This window comes from Kluyvera sichuanensis (assembly GCF_040930405.1).
GTDB lineage: Bacteria > Pseudomonadota > Gammaproteobacteria > Enterobacterales > Enterobacteriaceae > Kluyvera > Kluyvera sichuanensis.
The window spans coordinates 3572577-3597674 of record NZ_CP162271.1 but is presented as its reverse complement, the minus strand read 5'-3'; the positions used below and the strand labels follow the sequence as shown (position 1 = coordinate 3597674).

General features: G+C 57.5%; 19 protein-coding genes and 2 tRNA genes. 8 read left to right on the top strand and 13 right to left on the bottom strand.

The window, feature by feature from the left end:
* Positions 1-64: 64 nt before the first annotated feature.
* Positions 65-159, bottom strand: a tRNA-Sec gene (locus tag AB2B48_RS17310).
* Positions 160-544: 385 nt separating this feature from the next.
* Positions 545-638, bottom strand: a tRNA-OTHER gene (locus AB2B48_RS17305).
* Between the two features lie 290 nt (positions 639-928).
* Here AB2B48_RS17305 and AB2B48_RS17300 point away from each other — a divergent pair.
* Together AB2B48_RS17300 and yicI are read left to right on the top strand one after the other, a co-directional pair.
* Complete coding sequence (locus AB2B48_RS17300; protein ID WP_368299695.1) at positions 929-2323, top strand: glycoside-pentoside-hexuronide family transporter; 1395 nt, start codon at positions 929-931, stop codon at positions 2321-2323.
* 11 nt (positions 2324-2334) lie between these two features.
* Positions 2335-4653 (top strand): alpha-xylosidase, encoded by a 2319-nt coding sequence (gene yicI / locus AB2B48_RS17295; RefSeq protein ID WP_368299694.1) that lies wholly within the window; start codon positions 2335-2337, stop codon positions 4651-4653.
* A 267-nt stretch (positions 4654-4920) separates the two neighbouring features.
* On the opposite strand, the gene AB2B48_RS17290 is transcribed toward yicI, so the two are convergent.
* Both AB2B48_RS17290 and AB2B48_RS17285 read right to left on the bottom strand, forming a co-directional pair.
* Positions 4921-6597: an AsmA family protein gene (locus AB2B48_RS17290; RefSeq protein ID WP_220440722.1), complete on the bottom strand. Its 1677-nt coding sequence runs from the start codon at positions 6595-6597 to the stop codon at positions 4921-4923.
* Positions 6598-6716: 119 nt separating this feature from the next.
* The gene (locus tag AB2B48_RS17285) at positions 6717-8108 is read right to left on the bottom strand and encodes a nucleobase:cation symporter-2 family protein (protein ID WP_185667508.1); all 1392 of its coding nucleotides are present in this window, start codon (positions 8106-8108) and stop codon (positions 6717-6719) included.
* A 284-nt stretch (positions 8109-8392) separates the two neighbouring features.
* Here AB2B48_RS17285 and gltS point away from each other — a divergent pair, with 284 nt between their 5' ends.
* The gene (gltS, locus tag AB2B48_RS17280; RefSeq protein ID WP_185667507.1) at positions 8393-9595 is read left to right on the top strand and encodes a sodium/glutamate symporter; all 1203 of its coding nucleotides are present in this window, start codon (positions 8393-8395) and stop codon (positions 9593-9595) included.
* Between the two features lie 62 nt (positions 9596-9657).
* On the opposite strand, the gene glpK is transcribed toward gltS, so the two are convergent.
* A complete protein-coding gene (gene glpK, locus AB2B48_RS17275) occupies positions 9658-11166 on the bottom strand; it encodes a glycerol kinase GlpK (protein WP_185667506.1) in 1509 nt (502 codons plus the stop codon).
* A gap of 21 nt (positions 11167-11187) precedes the next feature.
* Positions 11188-12036 (bottom strand): MIP/aquaporin family protein, encoded by an 849-nt coding sequence (locus tag AB2B48_RS17270; protein ID WP_220440721.1) that lies wholly within the window; start codon positions 12034-12036, stop codon positions 11188-11190.
* Positions 12037-12457: 421 nt separating this feature from the next.
* Here AB2B48_RS17270 and zapB point away from each other — a divergent pair, with 421 nt between their 5' ends.
* The 4 genes from zapB to AB2B48_RS17250 all read left to right on the top strand — a co-directional run bounded on the left by zapB (position 12458) and on the right by AB2B48_RS17250 (position 16186).
* On the top strand, positions 12458-12703 hold the full coding sequence (gene zapB / locus AB2B48_RS17265; protein WP_115073675.1) for a septal ring assembly protein ZapB: 246 nt from the start codon (positions 12458-12460) through the stop codon (positions 12701-12703).
* Between the two features lie 208 nt (positions 12704-12911).
* Positions 12912-13901, top strand: coding sequence for a sulfate/thiosulfate ABC transporter substrate-binding protein Sbp (sbp, locus tag AB2B48_RS17260; protein WP_220440720.1), 990 nt, complete (start codon positions 12912-12914; stop codon positions 13899-13901).
* Positions 13902-14052: 151 nt separating this feature from the next.
* Positions 14053-14808 carry a CDP-diacylglycerol diphosphatase gene (locus tag AB2B48_RS17255; RefSeq protein ID WP_185667503.1) on the top strand — a complete coding sequence of 252 codons (756 nt, stop codon included), beginning with the start codon at positions 14053-14055 and terminating at the stop codon, positions 14806-14808.
* A gap of 73 nt (positions 14809-14881) precedes the next feature.
* Positions 14882-16186, top strand: coding sequence for an SLC13 family permease (locus AB2B48_RS17250; RefSeq protein ID WP_220440719.1), 1305 nt, complete (start codon positions 14882-14884; stop codon positions 16184-16186).
* Between the two features lie 77 nt (positions 16187-16263).
* Here the strand turns inward: AB2B48_RS17250 and tpiA are convergent, their stop codons facing one another.
* Both tpiA and AB2B48_RS17240 read right to left on the bottom strand, forming a co-directional pair.
* Positions 16264-17031, bottom strand: a complete 768-nt coding sequence (gene tpiA / locus AB2B48_RS17245; protein WP_035895862.1) for a triose-phosphate isomerase — start codon at positions 17029-17031, stop codon at positions 16264-16266.
* A gap of 108 nt (positions 17032-17139) precedes the next feature.
* On the bottom strand, positions 17140-17736 hold the full coding sequence (locus AB2B48_RS17240; RefSeq protein WP_333011059.1) for a DUF1454 family protein: 597 nt from the start codon (positions 17734-17736) through the stop codon (positions 17140-17142).
* Between the two features lie 111 nt (positions 17737-17847).
* On the opposite strand from AB2B48_RS17240, the gene AB2B48_RS17235 reads away from it, so the two are divergent.
* A complete protein-coding gene (locus AB2B48_RS17235; protein ID WP_185667500.1) occupies positions 17848-18279 on the top strand; it encodes a DUF805 domain-containing protein in 432 nt (143 codons plus the stop codon).
* On the opposite strand, the gene fpr is transcribed toward AB2B48_RS17235, so the two are convergent.
* The 5 genes from fpr to spoT all read right to left on the bottom strand — a co-directional run bounded on the left by fpr (position 18270) and on the right by spoT (position 25084).
* Positions 18270-19016, bottom strand: a complete 747-nt coding sequence (fpr, locus tag AB2B48_RS17230; RefSeq protein WP_368299693.1) for a ferredoxin--NADP(+) reductase — start codon at positions 19014-19016, stop codon at positions 18270-18272. The two genes, AB2B48_RS17235 and fpr, sit on opposite strands and share 10 nt — an antisense overlap.
* A 96-nt stretch (positions 19017-19112) precedes the next feature.
* The gene (glpX, locus tag AB2B48_RS17225; RefSeq protein ID WP_333011058.1) at positions 19113-20123 is read right to left on the bottom strand and encodes a class II fructose-bisphosphatase; all 1011 of its coding nucleotides are present in this window, start codon (positions 20121-20123) and stop codon (positions 19113-19115) included.
* A 68-nt stretch (positions 20124-20191) separates the two neighbouring features.
* On the bottom strand, positions 20192-22273 hold the full coding sequence (recG, locus tag AB2B48_RS17220; RefSeq protein ID WP_368299692.1) for an ATP-dependent DNA helicase RecG: 2082 nt from the start codon (positions 22271-22273) through the stop codon (positions 20192-20194).
* A gap of 5 nt (positions 22274-22278) precedes the next feature.
* The gene (gene trmH / locus AB2B48_RS17215) at positions 22279-22965 is read right to left on the bottom strand and encodes a tRNA (guanosine(18)-2'-O)-methyltransferase TrmH (RefSeq protein ID WP_220440713.1); all 687 of its coding nucleotides are present in this window, start codon (positions 22963-22965) and stop codon (positions 22279-22281) included.
* A gap of 4 nt (positions 22966-22969) precedes the next feature.
* A complete protein-coding gene (gene spoT / locus AB2B48_RS17210) occupies positions 22970-25084 on the bottom strand; it encodes a bifunctional GTP diphosphokinase/guanosine-3',5'-bis pyrophosphate 3'-pyrophosphohydrolase (RefSeq protein ID WP_185667495.1) in 2115 nt (704 codons plus the stop codon).
* Positions 25085-25098 lie beyond the last annotated feature (14 nt).

Below are 25098 nucleotides of genomic sequence, written 5' to 3'. Positions count from 1 at the left end.
ATGACATATTGAAATGAAGTTACTTAGGGAAAATAAAATTATATAGATATCAATAAATAAATTTTGGCGGAAGATCACAGGAGTCGAACCTGCCCGGGACCGCTGGCGGCCCCAACTGGATTTGAAGTCCAGCCGCCTCACCGGAGACGACGATCTTCCGCGCCTACATTGCTACATGGAGGCGGGGCGCATTATAGCTACTTTCAATCATTTACCACATCCCCCCAGGGCACATTTTTCGCCCCGTAGCCCGGTCATTTTCGGACTCTCCAGATAAAACCCTGCCTTTTCTTAGGGTTACATTTTTAACCTGTAGCACCGTACACAATTTACCGCACTTCTTGCCCGATGAATGGCGTAAAAACCAGCGCCATCACCGAATATTTGACCATTTCACGGCCATTTAGCCTCGCGTTTATCAACCGCTGGCCGCGCAGGGTTACGGCGTAAACGAGCCGGGACAGTATCAGTACGGAAAGCGATAGCGCTATGGGAGAGTATAGATAAAACGTGTAAATACTTTGGCGGAAAAGTGAGCGAATTTTGGCGGAGATCGCAGGAGTCGAACCTGCCGGGAGCCGCAGGCGGCTACCACTGGAAAAGATGTCCAATCGTCTCACCGGAGACGACGATCTTCCGCGCCTGCATTGCTACATGGAGGCGGGGCGCATTATAGCCACTTTCAATCAGTTACCACATCTTTACTTACATTTTTCGGCATCTTTTTTATATCTGCCGCACGGTATGGATAGAAATTCCTACAAAATCCGTAAGTTACACTTCGACACACTCTACCCGCCAACCCAGATCACATAAATCAAGAAACGTAATTTGATAACGAGATATCGCAATTCACCTTATACGGCGGATGGTTTAAAAAACATGTAACCGGTACCAACGTGGCTTCGGTGCGAAAAGGGTTTGAAAGATGAAGAGTGAAGTATTATCTGTCAAAGAGAAGATCGGCTACGGCATGGGCGACGCCGCCAGCCATATCATTTTCGATAACGTCATGTTGTACATGATGTTCTTCTATACCGATATCTTCGGTATACCCGCAGGTTTTGTTGGCACCATGTTCCTTCTGGCGCGCGCGCTGGATGCTATCTCCGACCCGTGTATGGGGCTGCTGGCCGACCGTACCCGTAGCCGCTGGGGCAAGTTCCGCCCATGGGTGCTGTTTGGCGCGCTGCCGTTCGGCGTGGTCTGCGTGCTGGCCTACAGCACCCCGGATTTCAGCCATAACGGCAAACTGATTTATGCGGCGATCACCTACACGCTGCTGACCCTGTTCTACACCGTGGTCAACATCCCTTACTGCGCGCTGGGCGGTGTGATCACCAATGACCCGACGCAGCGCATCTCGCTGCAGTCCTGGCGCTTCGTGCTGGCGACGGCGGGCGGCATGCTCTCAACCGTCTTAATGATGCCGCTGGTGAATCTGATCGGTGGCGACAATAAGGCGCTGGGCTTCCAGGGCGGTATCGCGGTGCTCTCCGTAGCGGCGTTCCTGATGCTGGCCTTCTGCTTCTTCACCACCAAAGAGCGCGTGGAAGCGCCGCCAACCAATAACTCGATGCGTGAAGACCTGCGCGACATCTGGCACAACGACCAATGGCGTATCGTTGGCCTGCTCACCATCCTCAACATCATGGCGGTCTGCGTACGCGGCGGCGCGATGATGTATTACGTCACCTGGATTATGGGCTCCCCGGCGCTGTTTACCGCCTTCCTCACCACCTATTGCGTTGGCAACCTGATTGGCTCGGCATTAGCCAAACCGTTGACCGACTGGAAATGCAAAGTGAGCGTCTTCTGGTGGACCAACGCCATTCTGGCGGTCCTGAGCCTGGCGATGTTCTTTGTACCGATGAACGCTAGCGTCATCATGTTTGCCTTTATCTTCGTGATTGGCGTTCTGCACCAACTCGTGACCCCGATTCAGTGGGTCATGATGTCCGACACCGTTGACTACGGCGAATGGCGTAACGGTAAACGTCTCACCGGCATTAGCTTCGCGGGCACGCTGTTCGTGCTGAAGCTCGGCCTGGCGCTGGGCGGCGCGATGATTGGCTGGATGCTGGCCGGCGGCGGTTATGACGCTGCGGCCAAAGCGCAGAACCCAACCACCATCAGCATCATTATTGCCCTGTTCACTATCGTACCGGCTATTTGCTACCTGCTGAGCGCCGTTGTGGCGAAGCGCTTCTACACCCTGAAAACACCGTTCCTGGTCAAGATGATGGCCGAACTGGCGAGCGGGGCGCACCGCACTCAGCAGGATTTTGAAAACGTATCTATGAAACAATCTCTCGGGAATTAAGAGGACGAACTATGAAGATCAGTGATGGAAACTGGATGACCCAACCGGGTCTCAACTTAATTCATCCTGTCCAGGTGTTTGACGTTGAACAGCATGGCAATGAAATGGTGGTGTACGTGGCGCCGCGCGATGTGCGGGAACGTACGTGGCAGCTGGATACGCCGATGTTCACCATTCGCTTTTTCTCTCCTCAGGAAGGGGTGGTTGGCGTGCGCATTGAGCACTTCCAGGGCGCGCTGGATAAAGGCCCGCACTACCCGCTGAACGTGCTGAAAGATGTGAAGGTACACATCCAGAACACCGCTGAGTTTGCCGAGCTGAAAAGCGGCAACCTGAGTGTACGCGTCACCAAAGGTGAATTCTGGTCGCTGGACTTCCTGCGCAACGGCGTGCGCATTACCGGCAGCCAGCTGAAAAACAACGGCTACGTGCAGGACAGCAACGACGATCGCAACTACATGTTCGAGCGTCTGGACCTCGGCGTAGGTGAAACCGTTTACGGCCTGGGCGAGCGCTTTACCGCACTGGTGCGCAACGGTCAGAACGTTGAGACCTGGAACCGCGATGGCGGCACCAGCACCGAACAGTCCTACAAAAATATTCCGTTCTACCTGACCAACCGCGGCTACGGCGTGCTGGTGAATCACCCGGAAAACGTCTCCTTCGAGATTGGCTCGGAGAAAGTCTCCAAGGTGCAGTTCAGCGTCGAAGGCGAGCATCTGGAATACTTCGTTATCGATGGCCCAACCCCGAAAGAGGTGTTGAACCGCTATACCCAGTTCACCGGCCGCCCGGCGCTGCCACCGGCCTGGTCCTTCGGCCTGTGGCTGACCACCTCGTTCACCACCAACTACGACGAAGCAACGGTCAACAGCTTTATCGACGGCATGGCGGAGCGCGACCTGCCGCTGCACGTCTTCCACTTCGACTGCTTCTGGATGAAAGCCTTCCAGTGGTGTGACTTCGAATGGGACCCGGTGACCTTCCCGGACCCGAAAGGCATGATCCAGCGCCTGAAAGACAAAGGGCTGAAGGTCTGCGTGTGGATTAACCCGTACATCGGCCAGAAATCCCCTATCTTCCAGGAGCTGAAAGAGAAGGGCTACCTGCTCAAACGCCCGGATGGCTCCGTCTGGCAGTGGGATAAATGGCAGCCGGGCCTGGCGATTTATGACTTCACCAACCCGGAAGCCTGCCAGTGGTATGCAGACAAGCTGAAAGGCCTGGTGGAGATGGGCGTCGACTGCTTCAAAACCGACTTCGGCGAGCGCATCCCGACCGACGTCCGTTGGTTCAACGACGCCGACCCGCAGAAAATGCACAACCACTACGCCTACATCTACAACGAGCTGGTGTGGAACGTCCTCAAAGAGAACCTCGGCGAGAAAGAAGCGGTGCTGTTTGCCCGTTCCGCCTCGGTGGGCGCGCAACAGTTCCCGGTGCACTGGGGCGGCGACTGCTACGCCAACTACGAATCCATGGCGGAAAGCCTGCGCGGCGGCCTGTCGATCGGCCTGTCCGGCTTTGGCTTCTGGAGCCACGATATCGGCGGCTTCGAAAATACTGCCCCGGCGGATGTCTACAAGCGCTGGTGCGCCTTTGGCCTCTTCTCCAGCCACAGCCGCCTGCACGGCAGCAAATCCTACCGTGTGCCATGGGCGTACGACGAAGAGTCCTGCGACGTGGTGCGCTACTTCACCGAAATGAAGTGCCGCATGATGCCGTATCTGTATCGTCAGGCGGCGCTGGCGAACGAGCAGGGCACGCCGATGCTGCGCGCCATGATGCTGGAATTCCCGGACGACCCGGCGTGCGACTACCTCGACCGTCAGTACATGCTCGGCGACTCTCTGGCGGTTGCGCCAGTGTTCACTGAAGCGGGCGACGTGCAGTTCTACCTGCCGGAAGGCCGCTGGACGCACCTGTGGCACAACGACGAGGTGCAGGGCAGCCGCTGGCATAAACAGCAGCATGACTTTATGAGCCTGCCGGTGTACGTGCGTGACAACACCCTGCTGGCGCTGGGCAACAATAACCAGGTGCCGAACTACGCCTGGCATGAAGGAACCGCGTTCCAGCTGTTCCACCTGGAAGACGGTCGCCAGGCGGTCTGCGAAGTGCCAGCGCAGGACGGTTCGGTTATCTACACGCTGACCGCGAAACGTCAGGGTAACGTGATTACCGTGACGGGCAACGGCAAGGCGAGCGGCTGGACGCTGTGTCTGCGCAACATCCAGCAGGTGGCTGGCGTGCAGGGCGGCGTTCAGGCGGGCAGCGAGCTCGGCGTGGTGGTGACGGCGCAGGGTAATGAGCTGGTGATTACGCTTTAGTCTTGAGGGTGCCCCCTCACCCTAACCCTCTCTCCGCGGGGAGAGGGGACCGATGGTGCGGCTAGCATGTTTGGTTTTCATCCTCGTCCTGTGGGGAGCGTGGACCGATGGTGCGGCTAGCATGGTTGGTTTTCTCCCTCGCCCCTTTGGGGAGAGGGCCGGGGTGAGGGGAACACTCGCACAATCTCTCTTGTAGCCCGGCCAAGCGCAGCGCCGCCGGGGCGGCTCCGAGCCAATCCCGGGGTCGGCGTGAACGCCTCGCCCGGGCTACTTTATCATTCCACCCTGCATCTGCTGGGTGACTTCCTGCTTATCCATATTTACCGCATGCAGCTCCCCGTTTACCGTCGGCTTCAGCGGCGCATCGGCCTGTACATTCCCGCTCGCCGTCAGCTGAATATTCCCGTCGCCGGAAATCGGCAGCGCGGGCCAGCCCCATTGCTGGAGCACGTTCAGCGGCACGCCGCGGCCGTTCAGCGTTACGCGGGTCTGGCGTTGTGGCTGCTGGGCCACGGTGGCAGTGGCTTCCAGAATGCCTTTTTCGGTAAAGGCGCTCAGTTCGGTGATATTCACGTTCGAAGCATCAGCGTTCAGCGTCATGGATGGGCGACGTACGTCAACGCGGTTAAAGGTTGCCGCCGCGCCGTTCAGCGTCGCGCTGCCGCCCCAGATGCCCCACTGGCGATTTTTCGCCAGCTGCAGGTTGGCCCCGTAGCCGTCCAGCGCGGTGACCTGCCACGGGAAGTCCGGGGTGATATCAATCACCAGGTTACGGCTGGCACCAAATTTCTTCAGGGTCACGCTTTGCAGCCACGGCGGCAACTGCGCCATCCACAGCGTTTTCCAGTTCTCCGGCAGCGTATATTCCAGCCCGGCGAAGACCGCATCGTCCAGCACCAGCGCATTCCCGGCACGCAGCCAGTTGCCGGAACTGCGCACCATGCCGCCTTCCCAGCGTGAGGTGAACTGACGCAGCGCAATACCTTGCGGTGAGAACTCGGCGTTGAGGATCGGGTCGAGCAGATGCAGCGAGCCGTAGATAAACTCACTGGCGTTCATCGAGATTTTGCCATCGTCGCTCTGCCAGCCGCCCTGGCTGAGGGTCAGGTTGCGCAAGTTGAGGTCGAGGTCGGTGACCGCCCAGTCCGGCCCCTGCAGGTGCGCGTCGGTAATGTCCAGCCGACCAATCTGCAACGACGGTACGGTAGTCAGCGGGGCCAGAAAATCGAGCAGCGACTTGTCGCTTTGCATGCGAATATCGTTAAGACGCAGATTATCCACCACCCAGCTGCCGTCGCTGTTGCGCCGCGCATTGCCGGTGAGCGAACCGCGCGCCATATCCGCGCCAACGGTCGTTAAGGTGACCTCGCCGTTATTGAGCGATCCTTCAATCAATGCGTTGGTGGCCGGTACGCCGTTAAGCGACAGCGAACCCGCGCTCATCTGAATCTGGGCTTTGGTGCCGAGCACGTTGCCCGCCACCGGTGCCCACGGCATCACGCCGCCGGAGACGCGCTGGGCGCTCAGTTCCCAGCCGGTTTCCGGGCTGTTCAGCGCCATATTGCTCAGTTGCAGGCGGTCTGCGGCAAACGGCAGCGGCGCGGTGGAAGGGGAGAGATTCAGCGTGCCATCCTGCAATAAAATGGTGTCGACGTGCAGCGGGTCGGTTATCTGGCGCGAACTCAGGCCGATATCCACCGCTTTGGCGACCAGCGTTGCAGGTTTGCCGTCGCGGCCAAAGGTGACGTTTTTCAGCAGGATATGTGAAGGTGAAGAGAAGCGATGGTCCATCGCGTCAAACGTAATGTGATAGGCGGTGTTATCGCTCAGCCACTGGCTAACGTGGCGGGCGCCCCAGCGCGTTTGCAGCAATAAATAGAAGGCCAATATCACCACGAACAGGGCGATCAGCAGCCAGATAATGAGCTTTCCAAGAAATTTCATGATCTTCCATCCTGTGAATGGCACATAAACCTGTTATGCATGATTTATATGCAATGCTCAAGCTGGGAATCGTATTATTCGATGTCAGCGGCAGTGGCGGAACCACTGCCGCAAAGGGATTACGCTTTTTCCGGCGGGAAGACCAGATTGAGGATAATCGCGGTGATACCCCCGGCAGCGATACCGGAAGAGAGCAGGTTTTTCAGCCAGTCCGGCGCAAACTGCAGGATTTGCGGCTGCTGGGAAACGCCCAGGCCGACGGCCAGCGACAGCGCGATAATCAGAATCGCACGGCGGTTCAGCGGTTCGCGGGAGACGATGCGCACGCCGGATGCGGCGATGGTACCGAACATCACCAGCGTTGCGCCGCCGAGCACGGGCTCAGGAATGTGCTGCACAAAGCCGCTTACCGCCGGGAACAGGCCAAGCACGATCAGCATCAGCGCCACCACAAAGCCCACGTAACGGCTGGCAACGCCGGTCAGCTGAATCACACCGTTGTTCTGCCCGAAGCAGGAGTTCGGGAAGGTGTTGAAGATGGCTGATACGCAAGAGTTCAGGCCGTTCGCCAGCACGCCGCCTTTCAGGCGCTTCATATAGACCGGGCCGGAAACCGGCTGTTCGGACACGTCAGAGGTGGCGGTGATATCACCGATGGTCTCGAGCGAGGTAATCATAAACACCAGCATCAGCGGCAGCAGCAGGCTCCAGTCGATGCCCAGGCCGTAGTACAGCGGGGTTGGAATGGTAATCAGGCTGCTGTTCGTTGGCGCGGTGTTTTCCGGCAGCATGCCGAGGAACCACGCCATCAGGTAGCCTGCCGCCATGGCAATCACCAGAGAGGCGATGCGCAGGTACGGGTTACGCTGGCGGTTAAGCAGAATAATGATCGCCAGCACGATCCCTGCCAGCAGCAGGTTTTTCGGCGCGCCGAAGGTGTGGTCAGCCATTGCCGCGTAGCCGCCGCCGATGGAGGTCAGGCCAACCTGAATCAGCGACAGGCCGATAATCATCACCACCACGCCGGAAACCAGCGGCGTAATCACGCGGCGCGCCAGGTGCAGCACGCGGGAGATAACCATCTCGGTGCAGCTTGCCAGCATCAGGGTGCCGAACAGCGCCGCCATCATCGTTGGCACGTCTGCACCACCGGTTTTCAGCGCCGTGCCGCCCATGATCAACGGCGCAACGAAGTTGAAGCTGGTGCCCTGAATCGACAGCAGGCCAGAACCCACCGGACCCCAGGCTTTAATCTGGATGATGGATGCCACGCCGGAGGCGAATAACGACATGCTGATAATGTGCTGAGTGTCTTCCGCCGGCAGGCCAAGCGCCTGGCAGATGAGCAGCGCCGGTGTGATCACCGCGACAAACATCGCCAGCAGGTGCTGGAACGCCGCGAACAGGGTCTGCGGCAGCGGTGGGCGATCTTCCAGACGATAGATTAATTCGCTGTTCTGCGAATGCGCAATCGGTTGCGCATTGGCTTGATCGAGTGTGTTAGAAGACATCTCAGAGGTAATCCCGTGGTGGAAAAGTGGCGATTTTAGCGGACTGGTTGGTAAAAGCAATCGGTTGCTTTCACGGATGACAAATTATTGCGTAAAATAGCCGCGCAAAATAAAGGGATTTGGCGGGGTAAGTTAACGAAAATGATGACAAATAATACGTTTTTCTACCCTGATCGCCTTTTTCTTGCTTACACTTTTGCCCAACGCCTCATGAGGAGGCGTGGACGACATGGGAAATTGGTCGCGTGTGAATGAATCATACGTTTTAGTCAGGAGCTGTAATTATGTTTCATCTCGATACTTTATCGACGCTCGTTGCCGCAACGCTGGTGTTGCTGCTAGGACGAAAACTGGTTCAGAGCGTTCCCTTCCTCAAGAAATACACTATCCCCGAGCCCGTTGCGGGCGGCCTGCTGGTGGCGTTGGCGCTGCTGGTGCTGAAAAAGAGCATGGGCTGGGAAATCGACTTCGATATGAGCCTGAAGGACCCGCTGATGCTGGCGTTCTTCGCCACAATCGGCCTTAACGCCAATATCGCCAGCCTGCGTGCGGGCGGCAAGGTGGTGGGGACGTTCCTGATTGTGGTGGTAGGGTTGCTGCTGCTGCAAAACGCGCTAGGCATTGGGATGGCGAAGCTCTTAGGGCTCGACCCGCTGATGGGGTTGCTGGCGGGGTCGATTACGCTCTCCGGCGGTCACGGTACCGGGGCGGCGTGGAGCAAGCTGTTTATCGAACGTTATGGCTTTGAAAATGCAACAGAAGTAGCCATGGCCTGCGCCACCTTTGGGCTGGTGCTCGGCGGCCTGATTGGTGGCCCGGTGGCGCGCTATCTGGTGAAACACTCGTCGTCACCGAACGGCACGCCGGACGATCTGGAAGTGCCAACGGCGTTTGAAAAGCCGGACGTGGGGCGCAGCATTACCTCGCTGGTGCTGATTGAGACCATCGCGCTTATCGCCATCTGTTTGACGCTGGGTAAAGTGATTGCGCAACTGCTCGCCGGTACGGCGCTGGAGTTGCCAACGTTCGTCTGCGTGCTGTTTGTTGGGGTGATCCTCAGCAATGGCCTGGCGCTGATGGGCTTTTATCGCGTGTTCGAACGGGCGGTGTCGGTGCTGGGTAACGTCAGCTTGTCGCTGTTCCTGGCAATGGCGCTGATGAGCCTCAAGCTGTGGGAGTTAGCGGATCTGGCGCTGCCGATGATTGTGATTCTGGCGGTGCAGACCGTGGCGATGGGGCTATATGCGATTTTCGTCACCTACCGTCTGATGGGAAAAAACTACGACGCGGCGGTGCTGGCGGCAGGTCACTGTGGCTTTGGCCTTGGCGCCACGCCGACGGCGATTGCCAATATGCAGGCCATTACCGAGCGTTTCGGGCCGTCACATATGGCGTTTCTGGTGGTGCCGATGGTGGGGGCGTTCTTTATTGATATCGTCAACGCGCTGGTGATTAAGCTGTATTTGATGTTGCCGATGTTTGGCTGAAATAAAAATGCCGTTCGGTCCCCTCTCCCTTAAAAAGGGAGAGGGGACATACCGTACGGTGCTTACCCTTCGTGATCTTCCCACGCTAACGCGCGTTTCACTGCTTTCTGCCAGCCGCTGTAGCGGAAGTTACGCTCGGTGGTTTCAATCCCCGGACGGAACTCGCGCTCAATCACCGCTTTCTCCTGCAGCTCATCCAGGTTCTGCCAGAAGCCGACCGCCAGACCAGCCAGGTAGGCCGCGCCGAGCGCCGTCACTTCACGCACTTCCGGGCGTTCCACGCGGGTGCCAAGAATGTCGGACTGGAACTGCATCAGGAAGTTGTTGGCCACCGCGCCGCCGTCCACGCGCAGGGCGTGCAGACGAATGCCGGAGTCTGCCTGCATCGCTTCCAGCACGTCGCGGGTCTGGTAGGCGATGGATTCCAGCGTGGCGCGAATAATATGGTTCGAGTTCACGCCGCGAGTCAGGCCGAAGATGGCACCGCGCGCATACGGATCCCAGTACGGTGCGCCGAGGCCGGTAAAGGCTGGCACCACGTACACGCCGTTGGTGTCCTTCACTTTGGTCGCGAAGTATTCGGAGTCGAACGCGTCGCTAATCAGCTTCATTTCGTCGCGCAGCCACTGAATGGAGGCGCCCGCCATAAACACCGCACCTTCCAGCGCATAGTTCACTTCGCCGCGTGGGCCGCAGGCGATGGTGGTCAGCAGGCCGTGGCTGGAGGCCACCGCTTTCTCACCGGTGTTCATCAGCATAAAGCAGCCGGTACCGTAGGTGTTTTTCGCCATCCCTTCTTTCACGCACAGCTGGCCGAACAGCGCCGCCTGCTGGTCACCGGCAATCCCGGCGATAGGAATACGCGTGCCGCCTTTACCGCCGATGTTGGTCTGACCGTACACTTCGGAAGACTTGCGCACTTCCGGCAGCATGGCGCGCGGGATATCCAGCGCGTCCAGCATCTTGTCATCCCACTCCAGCGTGTTGATGTTGAACAGCATGGTACGCGAGGCGTTGGTGTAGTCGGTGACGTGTACGCGCCCTTGGGTCATTTTCCAGATAAGCCAGGTATCAACGGTACCAAACAGCAGTTCGCCGCGTTTCGCACGCTCGCGGGAGCCTTCAACATGGTCGAGGATCCACTTCACTTTGGTGCCGGAGAAGTACGGGTCAACGACCAGACCGGTGGCTTTACGTACGTACTCTTCCATACCGTCGCGCTTGAGCTGCTCACAGATATCCGCGGTGCGGCGGCACTGCCAGACGATGGCGTTGTAAATTGGCTTACCGGTTTCGCGCTCCCACACCACGGTGGTTTCACGCTGGTTGGTGATACCGATAGCGGCAATCTGGTCGGAGCTGATGTCGGCTTTTGCCAGCACTTCGACGAGGGTAGAGCTTTGGGTAGCCCAGATTTCCATTGGGTCGTGCTCAACCCAGCCTGGTTTAGGGTAAATTTGTTCGAATTCGCGCTGTGACACGCTGACGATGTTGGCGTCATGATCCATAACGACGGCGCGGGAGCTGGTGGTGCCCTGGTCGAGCGCAACGATATATTTTTTGTCAGTCATAATGAACGTTCCGTAGTCAGTTTACAGCGAAGCATTTTGTTGGTTCTGGCTGGAGGCCGCCTTCGGCTCTTCAACCTCGCAGGTGTCGCACGGCAGGTGACGGCCAATCAGCTTGCGATAGCTGAACGCCCCCAGCGCAGCACCTACTATTGGCGCACACAGCGGCACCAGGAAATAAGGAATATCTTTGCCGCCGGTGAAGGCGACGTCGCCCCAGCCTGCCAGCCAGGCGAACGTTTTCGGCCCAAGGTCACGCGCAGGGTTCATCGCAAACCCGGTCAGTGGGCCCATGGACGCACCGATAACCGCAATCAGCAGGCCAATCAGCAGCGGTGCCAGCGGACCACGTGGAACGCCGTTACCGTCGTCGGTAAGCGCCAGAATCACGCCCATCAGGATAGCGGTAATCACCATTTCTACCGCGAAAGCCTGCACAAAATTGATATGTGGGTTCGGGTAAGTCGAGAAAATACCGGCCAGTTCAAGACTTTCGACGCTGCCGCGCACCATATTGTGCGTGTGTTCGAAGTCGAGGAAAAGGTTGTAATAAAGCCCGTAGACCAGCGCGGCGGCGCAGAACGCACCGGCAAACTGAGCCACGATGAACGGCACGACTTTACGCCCGTCGAAGCAGGCGAACAGCCAAAGTGCAATGGTCACGGCTGGGTTAAGATGCGCACCGGAAACCCCCGCAGTCAGGTAAATGGCCATCGCCACGCCCAGACCCCAGATGATACTGATTTCCCACTGGCCGAAGGTCGCCCCGGCGACTTTCAACGCTGCGACACATCCCACGCCGAAGAAAATCAACAACCCGGTACCAAGAAACTCGGCAATGCACTGGCCTTTTAAGGTTGATGTCTGGCTCATAATCGGAATCCTAAAGACTAATTGATGATTATTGTGTTCATGAGCGGTCATAACACTCATGTTGCCTTGTAGGCATAGTGTTAATTTATCGTTAACGAGCGTAAACGAGAAATATCGAAATCAAAATGTGTGTGCCGCGTCAAGAAATGAGCGTTTTCGCGCCAATAAATGAACATTATCGGAACGAAAACTGTGAGGAGCGAAACATTCTCGTGGCTAAACATTTAACAATTTAATGGGAAAGTGCGCTAACGCTCCAGGACCAGGCCGAAAATTGCGGACAACCGCAATCTACAGGCTCTGGCGCTGGACAGTCGCGACGGCGCTCCATACAATCGACTGCAAGCCGTGCGCTTATTTACGTTAAGGCGTCGCCGGGGTTCCGGGACGATATCAACGCCTTGCAAGATCAGGAGAGGTTATGACGATGTCATTAGAAGTGTTTGAGAAACTGGAAGCGAAAGTTCAGCAGGCGATTGATACCATCACGCTGTTGCAGATGGAAATCGAAGAGCTGAAAGAAAAGAACAACACCCTGGCGCAGGATGTACAGTCTGCACACCAGAGCCGTGAAGAGCTGGAGCGTGAAAACAACCAGCTGAAAGAACAGCAGAGCGGCTGGCAGGATCGTCTGCAGGCGCTGCTCGGCCGCATGGAAGAAGTCTAATTCCACTCCTCCCCGGGCGGTTTTTTAACGGCCTGGGGATGCTTCACCCCCGCGAATTTTCCCCGCTGAGTGATTTCGAACATACGCGCATTTCGTGTACCCGCTTATATTTCAAAACTGCATAATCAATCTTTTTTTATTCTTTAATCATTGGTTCGATTTCTGGCAGGCTAGCCTCATTACAACACAACAGATAAGAGAGCGGGCGATGAATAAGTGGGGCGTAGGGTTAACTCTTTTGCTGGCTACTACCAGCGTACTGGCTAAGGACATCCAATTACTCAACGTGTCGTACGATCCGACGCGTGAACTGTACGAACAATATAACAAGGCGTTCAGCGCGCACTGGAAAAAAGAGACCGGTGATAACGTGGTGATTCGCCAGTCGCACGGCGGTTCTGGCAAACAGGCCACTTCCGTGATTAACGGCATTGATGCCGATGTGGTAACGCTGGCGCTGGCCTATGACGTTGACGCCATTGCTGAACGTGGCCGCATCGACAAAAACTGGATCAAACGTCTGCCGGATAACTCCGCGCCGTACACCTCCACCATCGTGTTCCTGGTGCGTAAAGGCAACCCGAAACAGATTCATGACTGGAACGACCTGATTAAACCGGGCGTTTCCGTTATCACCCCGAACCCAAAAAGCTCCGGCGGCGCTCGCTGGAACTACCTGGCAGCCTGGGGCTACGCCCTGCATCACAACAACAACGATCAGGCCAAAGCGCAAGACTTCGTGAAGGCGCTGTATAAGAACGTGGAAGTGCTGGACTCCGGCGCTCGCGGTTCGACTAACACCTTCGTAGAACGCGGCATCGGCGACGTGCTGATTGCCTGGGAAAACGAAGCGCTGCTGGCGACGAATGAACTGGGCAAAGACAAGTTTGAAATCGTTACCCCAAGCGAATCTATCCTCGCCGAGCCGACTGTTTCCGTGGTCGACAAAGTCGCTGAGAAAAAAGGCACGACGGCGGTGGCAGAAGCTTACCTGAAGTACCTCTACTCGCCGGAAGGCCAGGAGATCGCGGCGAAGAACTACTATCGTCCACGTGACCCGGCGGTGGCGAAGAAGTATGAAAGCGAGTTCCCAAAACTGAAGCTCTTCACCATTGATGATGAGTTCGGCGGCTGGACCAAAGCGCAGAAAGACCACTTCTCTAACGGCGGGACTTTCGACCAGATTAGTAAGCGTTAACCCATGTAGCCCGGCCGAGCGAATGCGACGCCGGGTTTTGCACGGAGCATCCCCGGCGGCGCTTCGCTTGGCCGGGCTACCTGGTTAGAAATGTTCTGTTGGTCATAAATCTACGTTACTCTTCCCCTCTGGTTTGATTTGGGGAGATAAAATGACACGGATAAAATACCTGCTGGCAGCGCTGCTGGTGTTGGTGATTGCTGCGGGGGCGGGCGGCTGGTATTGGCTGCATTCCGGCAACCCGGACGCGCTGCGCCATATTGTGCTAGACCAGTGTGTACCTAATCAGCTCAATCATCGCACCCCGGCACCCTGTGCCGATGTGAACCCGAAGGGCGGCTATGTGCTCTTTAAAGACCGCAACGGCCCGCTGCAGTATCTGCTGATGCCAACCTACCGGATTAACGGCACCGAAAGCCCACTGCTGCTCAACCCGCAAACGCCAAACTTCTTCTGGCAGGCGTGGCAGCGTCGTATGATCATGAGCGACAAACGGGGTTCGGAAGTACCGGATAGCGCGATCTCCTTGACCATCAACTCCCGTACCGGGCGGACGCAAAACCATTTCCACATCCATATTTCCTGCCTGCGCAAAGACGTTCGCGAGCAACTGGACGGCGATATCGCCGCCATTAGCAGCCGCTGGCTACCGCTGCCGGGCGGGCTGATGGGGCATGAATATCTGGCGCGTCGCGTCACCGAAAACGAGCTGGCGCAGCGCAGTCCGTTCCTGATGCTGGCGGAAGAGGTCCCGGAAGCGCGCGATCATATGGGGCGCTTTGCGCTGGCGCTGGTGAAGCAAAGTGATGACTCGCTGTTGCTGTTGGCGACCGAGCGTAATCTGCTGACCCTGAACCGCGCTTCTGCCGAGGAAATTCAGGATCATCGCTGCGCAATCCTGCAATAACCCCACCTAATCTGGCGTTTACCTGTCTACCCTGTCGTCGTATGCTTGCTGAAAAAAACGACAGGAGACAGGTATGTCGCTCTGGTTGTCCCACCCTCTGTTCCTTCCCTCTATCATCGTTGGCGTGACTATCCTGCTGTGGGCCACCTCGCTGCTGCCGGAGTTTATTACTGCGCTGCTGTTTTTCGCCGCGGCGATGACCGCGAAAATCGCACCGCCGGACGTTATCTTCGGTGGCTTTGCCTCGTCGGCCTTCTGGCTGGTGTTTAGCGGATTTGTGCTCGGCATTGCCATTCGCAAAACCGGGCTGGCGGATCGCGCCGCGCGGGCGCTCTCCTCAAGGCTCACCGACTCCTGGCTGCTGATGGTCGGCAGCGTGGTGCTGTTGAGCTACGCGCTGGCGTTTGTGATGCCGTCGAATATGGGGCGTATTGCGCTGCTGATGCCGATTGTGGCGGCAATGGCCAAGCGTGCAGGGATCGAAGATGGCACTCGCGCGTGGTACGGGCTGGCGCTGGCCGTGGGCTTTGGTACCTTCCAGCTTTCTGCGACCATTTTGCCCGCCAACGTACCCAATCTGGTGATGAGCGGGGCGGCGGAAGGTGCCTACGGTATCCACCTCAACTACGTGCCGTATCTGCTGCTGCACACGCCGGTGCTGGGCTGGCTCAAGGGGGCCGCGCTGGTGGGACTTATCTGCTGGCTGTTTCCTGGAAAACCGCACCCGCCGCGCGACCTGGAGCCGCTGCCGCCAATGAGTGGGGATGAGAAGCGCCTGGCGTGGCTATTAGCGGTGGTCTTAACGCTATGGATAAGCGAGAGCTGGCACGGCATTGGGCCTGCCTGGACGGGGCTGGTGGCTGCGGTCATCACGCTGCTGCCGCGCGTGGGATTTATCAACGGTGATGAATTTGCCAGCGGGGTGAACATTCGCGCCTGCGTTTACGTGGCGGGGATTCTGGGGCTGGCAATCACCGTGACCCAAACCGGGATTGGCGCGGTGGTGGGCAATGCGCTGCTGCATGTTATGCCGCTCAGTGAGGACGCGCCGTTTACCAGCTTCCTGGCCCTAACCGGTATTACCAGCGCGCTGAACTTCATTATGACCGCCAACGGTGTGCCAGCGCTGTATACGACTTTTGCTCAGAGCTTCTCCGATGCCACCGGTTTCCCGCTGCTCAGCGTGATTATGATTCAGGTGCTGGGTTACTCCACGCCGCTGCTGCCGTATCAGGCCTCGCCGATCGTGGTGGCGATGGCGTTAGGGAAGGTGCCTGCGCGGGCGGGGATGCTGCTGTGTCTGGCGCTGGCGGCGGTGAGCTATTTGCTGCTGTTGCCGCTGGATTATGCGTGGTATCAGGTGCTGGGGAAATTATAAAAAAACCGGCCAAATGGCCGGTTCTTCCCGGCGGCGCTACGCTTGGCCGGGCTACGGGGTCGTTCCGCGTAAATGCCTTACGCTTTTTTCGCCGCTTCTGCCGCTTTAACGATCACCGCGAAAGCGTCAGCTTTCAGGGATGCACCGCCAACCAGCGCGCCGTCGATGTCAGGCTGAGTGAACAGCTCTGCTGCGTTGCCTGCGTTTACGGAACCGCCGTACTGGATGATAACCTGTTCAGCGATTTTCGCGTCAGCTTTAGCAATGTGGTCACGGATGAATTTGTGAACAGCCTGAGCCTGCGCTGGGGTTGCAGATTTGCCGGTACCGATCGCCCATACTGGCTCGTAAGCGATAACCGCGCCTTCGAAGGCTGCTGCGCCCTGAGTTTTCAGAACGGCGTCGATCTGACGTGCACAAACTTCTTCAGTTTTGCCCGCTTCGTTTTCTGCTTCGGTTTCACCGATGCACAGAACGGGGATCAGGCCCTGTTCTTTCAGAATCGCGAATTTCTTAGCGATCAGCTCGTCAGATTCTTTGTGGTAAGTACGACGCTCGGAGTGGCCGATGATGATGTAGGTTGCGCCAACATCTTTCAGCATTTCAGCGGAAGTTTCGCCGGTGAATGCGCCGGACAGGTTCAGGTCTACGTTCTGCGCGCCCAGGTGGATGTGGCTGCCCGCAGCGGCGTGTTTAGCCAGATCGATGTACATTTCTGGTGGCGCGATAGCAACGCCACAACCAGCAACGCCAGCCAGTTCGGTACGCAGATTAGCAATCAGCTCGTTTACCATGTGGCGGCTGCCGTTCAGTTTCCAGTTACCCATCACTAAAGGATGTCGCATTTCGATTCTCCACGCTTATCAGCGAATTAAGGAATATGGCCGCCCGTCAGGGCAGCATGGTCTGTGAAACAGTATAGAGATTGAATGTCATGAAGGCTTTGCTTTTTATCATTTATTCTCCCCTTCAAGATTCTCAGATAACGCCAGCTTAATCGGTTCAACGGCGAAGGTCAGCCCTTTTTCACCGTTATCTGCGACAACATAGCGCACGGCGCCTTCGGTGCTGGCGAAGTAGTGTTTGCCTTTACCCAGCGCCAACAATTTTTGCAGCTTTTGCAGGCTTTGCGGTTTGGTGAGCGTCGGGATCACGGCGCGCATCAGGGCGCTCATATATTCCTGCGCTTTATTTTTCGCAGCCTTCTGTTCTGGCCCCTGAATCGGCAGCCAGGTTATCTGGATAGATTTAATTTTCAGCGTACCGCGCTCCAGCGCCGTCGAGGCGTAGAGGTTTTCGTTAATCTTGCTGGCGGCTCGGGTAATATTGAGCTGATCGCGGCTGGACGCGATGGCGCGGAACTCATCGAGCGGCAGCGTCGGATTGTCGGTATTGAATTTTTCCCGGAACTGGCTGATGGAGAGGTCAAAGACCGGCGCGCCAGACAGCAGATACGGCGCAACGGCCGCAGGCGATTGCGCCGACAGCACGGACTGACCGGCGCCCAGGGCCACAAGCCCTATTAGACACAGCGTTATCCACTTTCTCATGCTTATCGTCCTCCTCTTTTCAGATGACGATTAAAACGGGAACCGCCTCGCTTGTCAAAATGTGGCCGCTTCAGGGTAAACTACGCGGCACAACGACAAAGGAAAGGGTACATGACTCTACAGCAATGGTTATTTTCCGGTAAAGGCCGTATTGGCCGCCGTGACTTCTGGATCTGGATCGCCATCTGGGCGGTGACGATGGTGGCGCTGTTCAGCCTTGCGGGCGGCGGGCTGGTTGACCTGCAAACGGCGGCATTTATGCTGGTCTGTCTGCTGTGGCCAACGGCGGCGGTGACGATTAAACGCTTACATGACCGGGGCAAGTCCGGTATCTGGGCGCTGCTGATGATACTGGCGTGGATGCTGCTGGCAGGCAACTGGTCAATGCTGCCCGGCATGTGGCAGTGGGGCGTAGGGCGCTTTATCCCGACGCTGATCATTGTGATGATGCTTATCGACCTGGGCGCGTTTGTTGGCACCCAGGGCGAAAATAAATACGGCAAAGAGACGCAGGACGTGAAGTACCGCGCCGATCACCAGTAGTGTTCAGCGGTCATGTGGCCCGGCCGACGACGCAGGTGTTTGGTCATCTGTCGGGTCTCTTTCAGCAACTGTTGGGTATCGCGCACCATCTGCGGGTTACCGCATAACATGACGTGGCTGGTTTCGGCGTTCATCGGCAGGCCGACCGCCGCTTCCAGCGCGCCGCTTTCAATAAGCGCCGGTACGCGCCCTGTTAGCATGCCCGGTGCGGTTTCCCGGCTGACCACCGTCTGAATACGCAGCTTACCAGCGTAACGCGCTTCCAGCGCCCGCATTTGCGGCAGATAGCTTAAATCGGCGGCGTAGCGCGCGGCGTGCACCAGCACCATATTTTTAAAGCGATCCAGATCTTTGCCTTCTTCCAGAATCGACAGGTACGGGCCAATGGCGGTGCCGGTTGCCAGCATCCACAGGGTTTCGCAGTCGGGAATTTCGTCGAGCACAAAGAAGCCAGCCGCTTCGCTGACGACCAGCACTTCATCGCCGGGCTTCAGCGCCGCTAAGCGGGGGCTTAGTTTGCCGTCAGGAACGGTCACCAGATAGAACTCGAGATCGGGGTTGTGCGGGGCGTTAACGTACGAGTAGGCGCGCTGAACACGCTCGCCGTCGATATCCAGCCCAAGCTTGGCAAACTGCCCGGCGGTGAACGGTTGAACCGGTGCGTGGACGGTGAGGCTAAACAGTGCGTCCGTCCAGTTTTGCACGTTAACAACTTTGCCTGTAACCCAGTCAGCCATGGCTTTTCTCCCCTCAATATCGTTAGTTTTATCATCACCGCGACGAGAGCAGATTTCCAGCCCGAAAGGGCCGGAAAGCTCTATTGATCAAATGATTTAGAGAATGTGACGCTGAATTTCAGTGTCTTTGCGATCGAGGTAGTGAATCGACTGAATGCGGCGAATAGTCCGTGATTTCCCGCGGATCAGCAGCGTCTCGGTGGTGGCGATATTCCCTTTGCGAGTAATGCCGTCCAGCAGGTCGCCTTTGGTGATGCCGGTGGCGGAGAAGATAACGTTGTCGCTGCGCGCCATGTCGTCAAGCGTCAGTACGACGCCTGCTTCAATGCCCATCGCCTTACAGCGCTCCAGCTCGTTTTCACCGATGCGGCGGTTCTCTTCGCTGTCGCCTTTGACGTGGTGACGCGCCAGCAGGCGGCCGTGCATATCGCCATCCAGTGCGCGAATGACGGCGGCAGAGACCACGCCTTCCGGTGCGCCGCCGATGCCGTACATGACGTCGACTTCGCTATCCGGCATACAGGTCAGGATGGACGCCGCGACGTCGCCATCAGGAATGGCAAAGACGCGTACGCCCAGTTTTTGCAACTCAGCGATAACGTCGTCGTGGCGCGGCTTGGCAAGAATGGTAACGGTAAGTTCTGAGAGCGGTTTATCCAGCGCGCGGGCGACGTTGCGCAGGTTCTCTTCCAGCGGTTTGTTGAGATCGATAGTGCCTTTTGCGCCTGGGCCGACAATCAGTTTTTCCATGTACATATCAGGCGCGTTGAGGAAGCAGCCTTTATCGCCCACCGCCAGCACCGCCAGTGCGTTTGCCTGGCCCATCGCCGTCATGCGGGTGCCTTCGATGGGGTCAACGGCGATATCCACCGCATCACCATTCCCGGTACCAACGGACTCGCCAATGTAGAGCATTGGCGCTTCATCGATTTCGCCTTCGCCAATGACGATGGTGCCGTCAATGTTGACCTTGTTGAGCATAATACGCATGGCGTTGACTGCTGCGCCGTCGGCGGTGTTCTTATCGCCACGACCCAGCCATTTGTAGCCTGCCAGCGCCGCCGCTTCGGTGACGCGCGAAAATTCGATAGCCAGTTCTCGTCTCATTACAAACTCGTCCAGGAAAGTAAAATTGTGCGAAGTTTAGCACAGCCCCTGCGGGGCTGCGGGTATCGCTACGCGTTGGAATAACGTTCGGTTTCCGGCATCCAGCGTTCAATCAGGGCATTAGCCTGCTGTGGGTAACGGTCGTGAATATGGCGTGCCAGGCGCTGAACTTCGGGGATCATTGCCTGATCGCGCATTAAGTCGGCGACTTTAAATTCGGCGTTGCCGGTCTGGCGGGTACCCAGCAGTTCACCGGGGCCACGGATCTCGAGATCTTTCTGGGCAATCACGAAGCCGTCATTGCTGTCGCGCAGCACCTGCAGGCGCATTTGTGCGGTTTTCGACAGCGGCGATTTGTAGAGCAGCACGCAGTGCGATGCCACCGCGCCACGGCCCACGCGGCCTCTTAGCTGGTGCAGCTGTGCCAGCCCCAGACGCTCCGGGTTTTCAATAATCATCAGGCTGGCGTTTGGAACGTCGACGCCCACTTCAATGACCGTGGTGGCAATCAGCAGATGTAGCTCGCCCTGTTTGAACGCCTGCATAACGGCCTGCTTCTCGGCGGGCTTCATGCGCCCGTGGACGAGGCCGATATTCAGTTCCGGCAGCGCCAGCTTCAGCTCTTCGCAGGTGGCTTCCGCCGCCTGAGCCTCCAGCAGGTCAGACTCTTCAATCAGCGTACAGACCCAATAAGCCTGGCGGCCCTCGGTGGTGCAGGCGTTGCGCACGCGGTCGATAATGTCGTGACGTCGGGTATCAGGTATCGCTACCGTGGTCACCGGGGTGCGGCCCGGCGGCAGTTCGTCAATAACCGAGGTATCCAGATCGGCATAGGCGGTCATCGCCAGGGTGCGAGGAATCGGGGTGGCGGTCATGATCAACTGATGTGGGTGGAAGCCCTGCTGCTGGCCTTTCTCCCACAGCGCCAGGCGTTGATGGACGCCAAAACGGTGCTGTTCGTCGATGATAACCAGCGCCAGCCCGTTAAACTGCACCTGCTCCTGGAAGATGGCGTGGGTGCCGACAATCATCTGCACCTGACCGCTGGCAATAGCCTCCTGCTGCGCCTGACGGGCTTTGCCTTTTTGCTTACCCGCTAACCAGCCGACTTCAATGCCGAGCGGTTCAAACCAGCTGCGGAAGTTGTTGGCGTGCTGTTCGGCGAGCAGTTCGGTCGGCGCCATTAGCGCCACCTGTTTACCGTGCGCGATAGCGCGTAGTGCTGCTAGCGCGGCAACCAGCGTTTTACCGGAACCAACGTCGCCCTGCACCAGACGCATCATCGGTATATCCAACGCCATATCATGTTCGATTTCGGCCGTCACCCGCGCCTGTGCGCCGGTAGGCTTAAACGGCAAATTGGCCAGAAACTTATCTTTCAGCTCACGGTTCTCGCTGAGAGGCTGAGCGTGAAAACGCTGCGCGCCCGCACGCAGCGCCAGCATGCTGAGGTTATGCGCCAGCAGCTCTTCGAGAATTAAACGCTGCTGTGCGGGGTGTTTACCGGTCTCTAAATCGGCGAGCTGTAGCGTCGGCGGTGGGCGATGCAGCGTGCGCAGCGCTTCCGGCAGGCTCATCATCCCCTGTGCCAGTTCCGGTGGCAGCAGCTCGCTGATGGCGCAGGTGTCGAGTAGATCCAGCGCCTGGTCGGTGAGTTTGCGCAGCGTCGCCTGCTTGATGCCTTCGGTAGTGGGATAGACCGGCGTTAAGGTCTCCTGCAAATCCGGCGTACTGAGGTCGCCCTGCACGCGGTATTCCGGGTGGATCATCTCCGCGCCGTACTTGCCGCGCTTTGCTTCACCATAGGCCAACACGCGTCGCCCGGTGGCGAGGCTATTTTTCATCGCCGCGTTGAAGTTGAAAAAGCGCATGGTCAGGATGCCAGTGCCATCGCTAATCTGGCAGGTCATCATCCGGCGGCCGCCGAAGGTGATATTGCAGTTCAGAACTTCGCCTTCTACGGTCACGTAGATGCCGGGAAGCAGTTCACCGATAGGATAAAGTTGGGTGCGGTCTTCGTAGCGTAACGGCAGGTGCAGGAGTAAATCCTGCACCGTGTGCAGACCAATTTTCGCCAGCCGATTGCTCTGCGCGGCGCCTACGCCGGTCAATGTGTTGAGCGGAACGGCATCCAGCAGACGGCTTTGCATGGCGGTTACTCCGTAGCCTGCATAGTGGACCACCACGTGGCATCGGCTTCAATTTCGCCCTGCTCATTGACGTGGGGATAAGGAAGGCCTTTGCGTTTGGCGACGTGTGCCAGCACCGGGTAGCCGCCTTCAAACAGCAGACGCTGTTGCTCTTCGACCGGCAGCATGCTGTTTTCGCGTTGGTACATACCGGCGTTTTGACGCTGACGCTGGGCTTCGTAGAGAATCAACGCAGAGGCGACGGAAACGTTGAGCGACTGCACCATGCCGATCATCGGGATGATGATGTCCTGGTCTGCGAGGGCTAACGCTTCCTGGGTGATGCCGGTTTTTTCCTGCCCCATCAGAATACAGGTTGGGCGGGTGTAGTCGATTTCACGGAAATCGACGGATGTGTCTGACAGGTTAGTGGCCAGGATTTGCATGCCCTGGCCCTTTAAATGGCCGACCGCATCGCCAATGGTGGGATGGGTTATTACCTGAACCCAGCTGTTACTGCCCGCCGCGGATGCCATAGGGCGCATTCGGGTGCTGGGCCAGACCGCATGAACTTCGTGTACGCCTACCGCGTCGGCGGTGCGAACGATCGCCGAGACATTATGAGGTTTGTGGACCTCTTCCATGCAGACCGTCAGGTCAGGCTGACGCCTGGCGAGCATCTCACGAATACGCGCATAACGCTGTGAATTCATAACGCTAGTTTCGGTTACGGGTGACTTTAATGACGTCCGGCATCACGCGGATTTTGCGCATGATATTCGCCAGGTGCACACGGTCGCGAGCGGTCAGGCGGATAAAGGCGCTATAAACGCGGCCGTCTTTTTCTTCCGTATTCAGGCTTTGAATATTGGACGCCGCGGTATTGATGGCTGCCGTCAGGTTGGCCAGTGCCCCCTGATGGTTGAACATATCGACCTTAATCTCGGTGATAAATTCCTGCGCCGTCTCTTTGTCCCACTCAACCGCCATGAATTTCTCAGGTTCTTTCTGATAGCCGCGAATGTTGCGGCAGGATTCATGGTGAATAACCAGCCCTTTACCCGGGCTGACGTGGGCGATGATCGGGTCGCCAGGGATCGGTCGACAGCATTTCGCGAAGGTGATCAGCACGCCGTCGGCGCCTTTAATCGGCAGATGGGTATGCCCGGAGGCACCCGGTGCAGACGGGATTGCTTCACCCTGCTGGAGGTTTTTCGCCACTACCACGCTCATGGCGTTGCCCAGGCCGATTTCGGCCAGCAGGTCGTCAAGGGTGGCAAGACGCATACGGTCAAGTTCGCGCTGAACATGATCCGCAGGAATTTCCGCAAGTTTGCGGCTGCCGCCCAGCGCGTGGTTCAGCAGACGGCGGCCCAGGCTGACGGAGTCGTCGCGCTTGAGGTTTTTCAGCATCTGACGGATTTTGGCGCGCGCTTTTGAGCTGACGACAAAATTGAGCCATGCGGCGTTCGGGCGTGCGCCCGGCGCGGTAATAATCTCTACCGTCTGACCGCTTGAGAGCGGTTGCGACAGTGGGTAAGGCTGGCGGTCGACGCGCGCGCCCACGCAGGCATGACCGATATCGGTATGCACGGCGTAGGCGAAGTCCACCGGCGTAGCGCCAGCGGGCAGTTCGACAATGCGGCCTTCCGGGGTGAAAACGTAAATCTCATCCGGGAAGAGATCGGATTTAACGCTCTCGATAAATTCAAACGAGCTACCGGCGCTCTGCTGCAGTTCCAGCAGGCTTTGCATCCAGCGCTGGGCGCGGATTTGTGCGGTAGTACTGCTTTCGCCACCGTGCTCTTTGTATGCCCAGTGCGCGGCAACACCCATCTCTGCCATTTGATCCATGTCTTCAGTACGGATCTGGACTTCGACCGGGACACCGTGTGGCCCAATCATTGAGGTGTGCAGGGACTGATATCCGTTGGCCTTTGGAATCGCGATGTAATCTTTTACGCGACCCGGACGCGGTTTGTACAGGCTGTGCATCTGGCCCAGTACGCGGTAGCAGGTATCCAGATCGTGGACGATAACGCGGAAGGCGTAGATGTCCATGATCGAGTGAAAACGCTGCTCTTTCAGCACCATTTTGCAGTAGATAGAGTAAAGATGTTTCTCGCGACCGCTAACGCGACACGGAATTCCCGCTTCCTGCAAACGCCCTTCGATTTCAGAAAGGATCTTCTGAATCATCTCTTTACGGTTACCGCGCGCGGCTTTCACCACTTCTTTAATCACGCGATAACGGTTTGGATACAGCGCTTCAAAGCCCAGCTCTTCGAGCTCGGTCTTGATGTGGTGGATACCTAAACGGTGGGCCAGCGGGCTGTAGATTTCGAGCGTTTCACGGGCGATGCGGCGACGTTTGTCCGGGCGTAATGAGCCCAGCGTGCGCATGTTGTGGGTGCGGTCGGCAAGCTTGATGAGGATGACGCGGATATCCTGCACCATCGCCATAATCATTTTGCGAAAGTTTTCAGCCTGCGCTTCTTTCTTATCGCGGAACTTGAGCTTATCAAGTTTAGAGACCCCCTCTACCAGTTCAGCAACGCTTTTACCAAAGAGTTGCTCCATGTCCTGGTAGGTGGCAGGGGTATCTTCAATCACGTCATGCAGCAGAGCAGCCATCAGCGTTTCATAGTCGAGTTTCATCTCGGCCAGAATGCAGGCCACCGCTACCGGGTGCGTGATATAGGGTTCACCGCTTGAACGTGTTTGCCCCTCGTGAGCGTCACGTGCAACGAGATAGGCCTGCCGAAGACGCTTAATCTGGTCTTCCGGCAGGTAATTTTGAATCAGCTGATTCAGGCTCTCAAACAGATACAAGGGCGACCCGCTAT

Coding starts and splice junctions, on each gene's coding strand:
- AB2B48_RS17285 (WP_185667508.1), bottom strand. CDS start 8,108: ATGTCTTCTAACACACTCGATCAAGCCAATGCGCAACCGATTGCGCAT.
- AB2B48_RS17255 (WP_185667503.1), top strand. CDS start 14,053: ATGACACGGATAAAATACCTGCTGGCAGCGCTGCTGGTGTTGGTGATT.
- fpr (WP_368299693.1), bottom strand. CDS start 19,016: ATGGCTGACTGGGTTACAGGCAAAGTTGTTAACGTGCAAAACTGGACG.
- glpK (WP_185667506.1), bottom strand. CDS start 11,166: ATGACTGACAAAAAATATATCGTTGCGCTCGACCAGGGCACCACCAGC.
- tpiA (WP_035895862.1), bottom strand. CDS start 17,031: ATGCGACATCCTTTAGTGATGGGTAACTGGAAACTGAACGGCAGCCGC.
- AB2B48_RS17270 (WP_220440721.1), bottom strand. CDS start 12,036: ATGAGCCAGACATCAACCTTAAAAGGCCAGTGCATTGCCGAGTTTCTT.
- AB2B48_RS17290 (WP_220440722.1), bottom strand. CDS start 6,597: ATGAAATTTCTTGGAAAGCTCATTATCTGGCTGCTGATCGCCCTGTTC.
- glpX (WP_333011058.1), bottom strand. CDS start 20,123: ATGAGACGAGAACTGGCTATCGAATTTTCGCGCGTCACCGAAGCGGCG.
- recG (WP_368299692.1), bottom strand. CDS start 22,273: ATGCAAAGCCGTCTGCTGGATGCCGTTCCGCTCAACACATTGACCGGC.
- sbp (WP_220440720.1), top strand. CDS start 12,912: ATGAATAAGTGGGGCGTAGGGTTAACTCTTTTGCTGGCTACTACCAGC.
- trmH (WP_220440713.1), bottom strand. CDS start 22,965: ATGAATTCACAGCGTTATGCGCGTATTCGTGAGATGCTCGCCAGGCGT.
- AB2B48_RS17300 (WP_368299695.1), top strand. CDS start 929: ATGAAGAGTGAAGTATTATCTGTCAAAGAGAAGATCGGCTACGGCATG.
- AB2B48_RS17250 (WP_220440719.1), top strand. CDS start 14,882: ATGTCGCTCTGGTTGTCCCACCCTCTGTTCCTTCCCTCTATCATCGTT.
- yicI (WP_368299694.1), top strand. CDS start 2,335: ATGAAGATCAGTGATGGAAACTGGATGACCCAACCGGGTCTCAACTTA.
- zapB (WP_115073675.1), top strand. CDS start 12,458: ATGACGATGTCATTAGAAGTGTTTGAGAAACTGGAAGCGAAAGTTCAG.
- AB2B48_RS17240 (WP_333011059.1), bottom strand. CDS start 17,736: ATGAGAAAGTGGATAACGCTGTGTCTAATAGGGCTTGTGGCCCTGGGC.
- AB2B48_RS17235 (WP_185667500.1), top strand. CDS start 17,848: ATGACTCTACAGCAATGGTTATTTTCCGGTAAAGGCCGTATTGGCCGC.
- gltS (WP_185667507.1), top strand. CDS start 8,393: ATGTTTCATCTCGATACTTTATCGACGCTCGTTGCCGCAACGCTGGTG.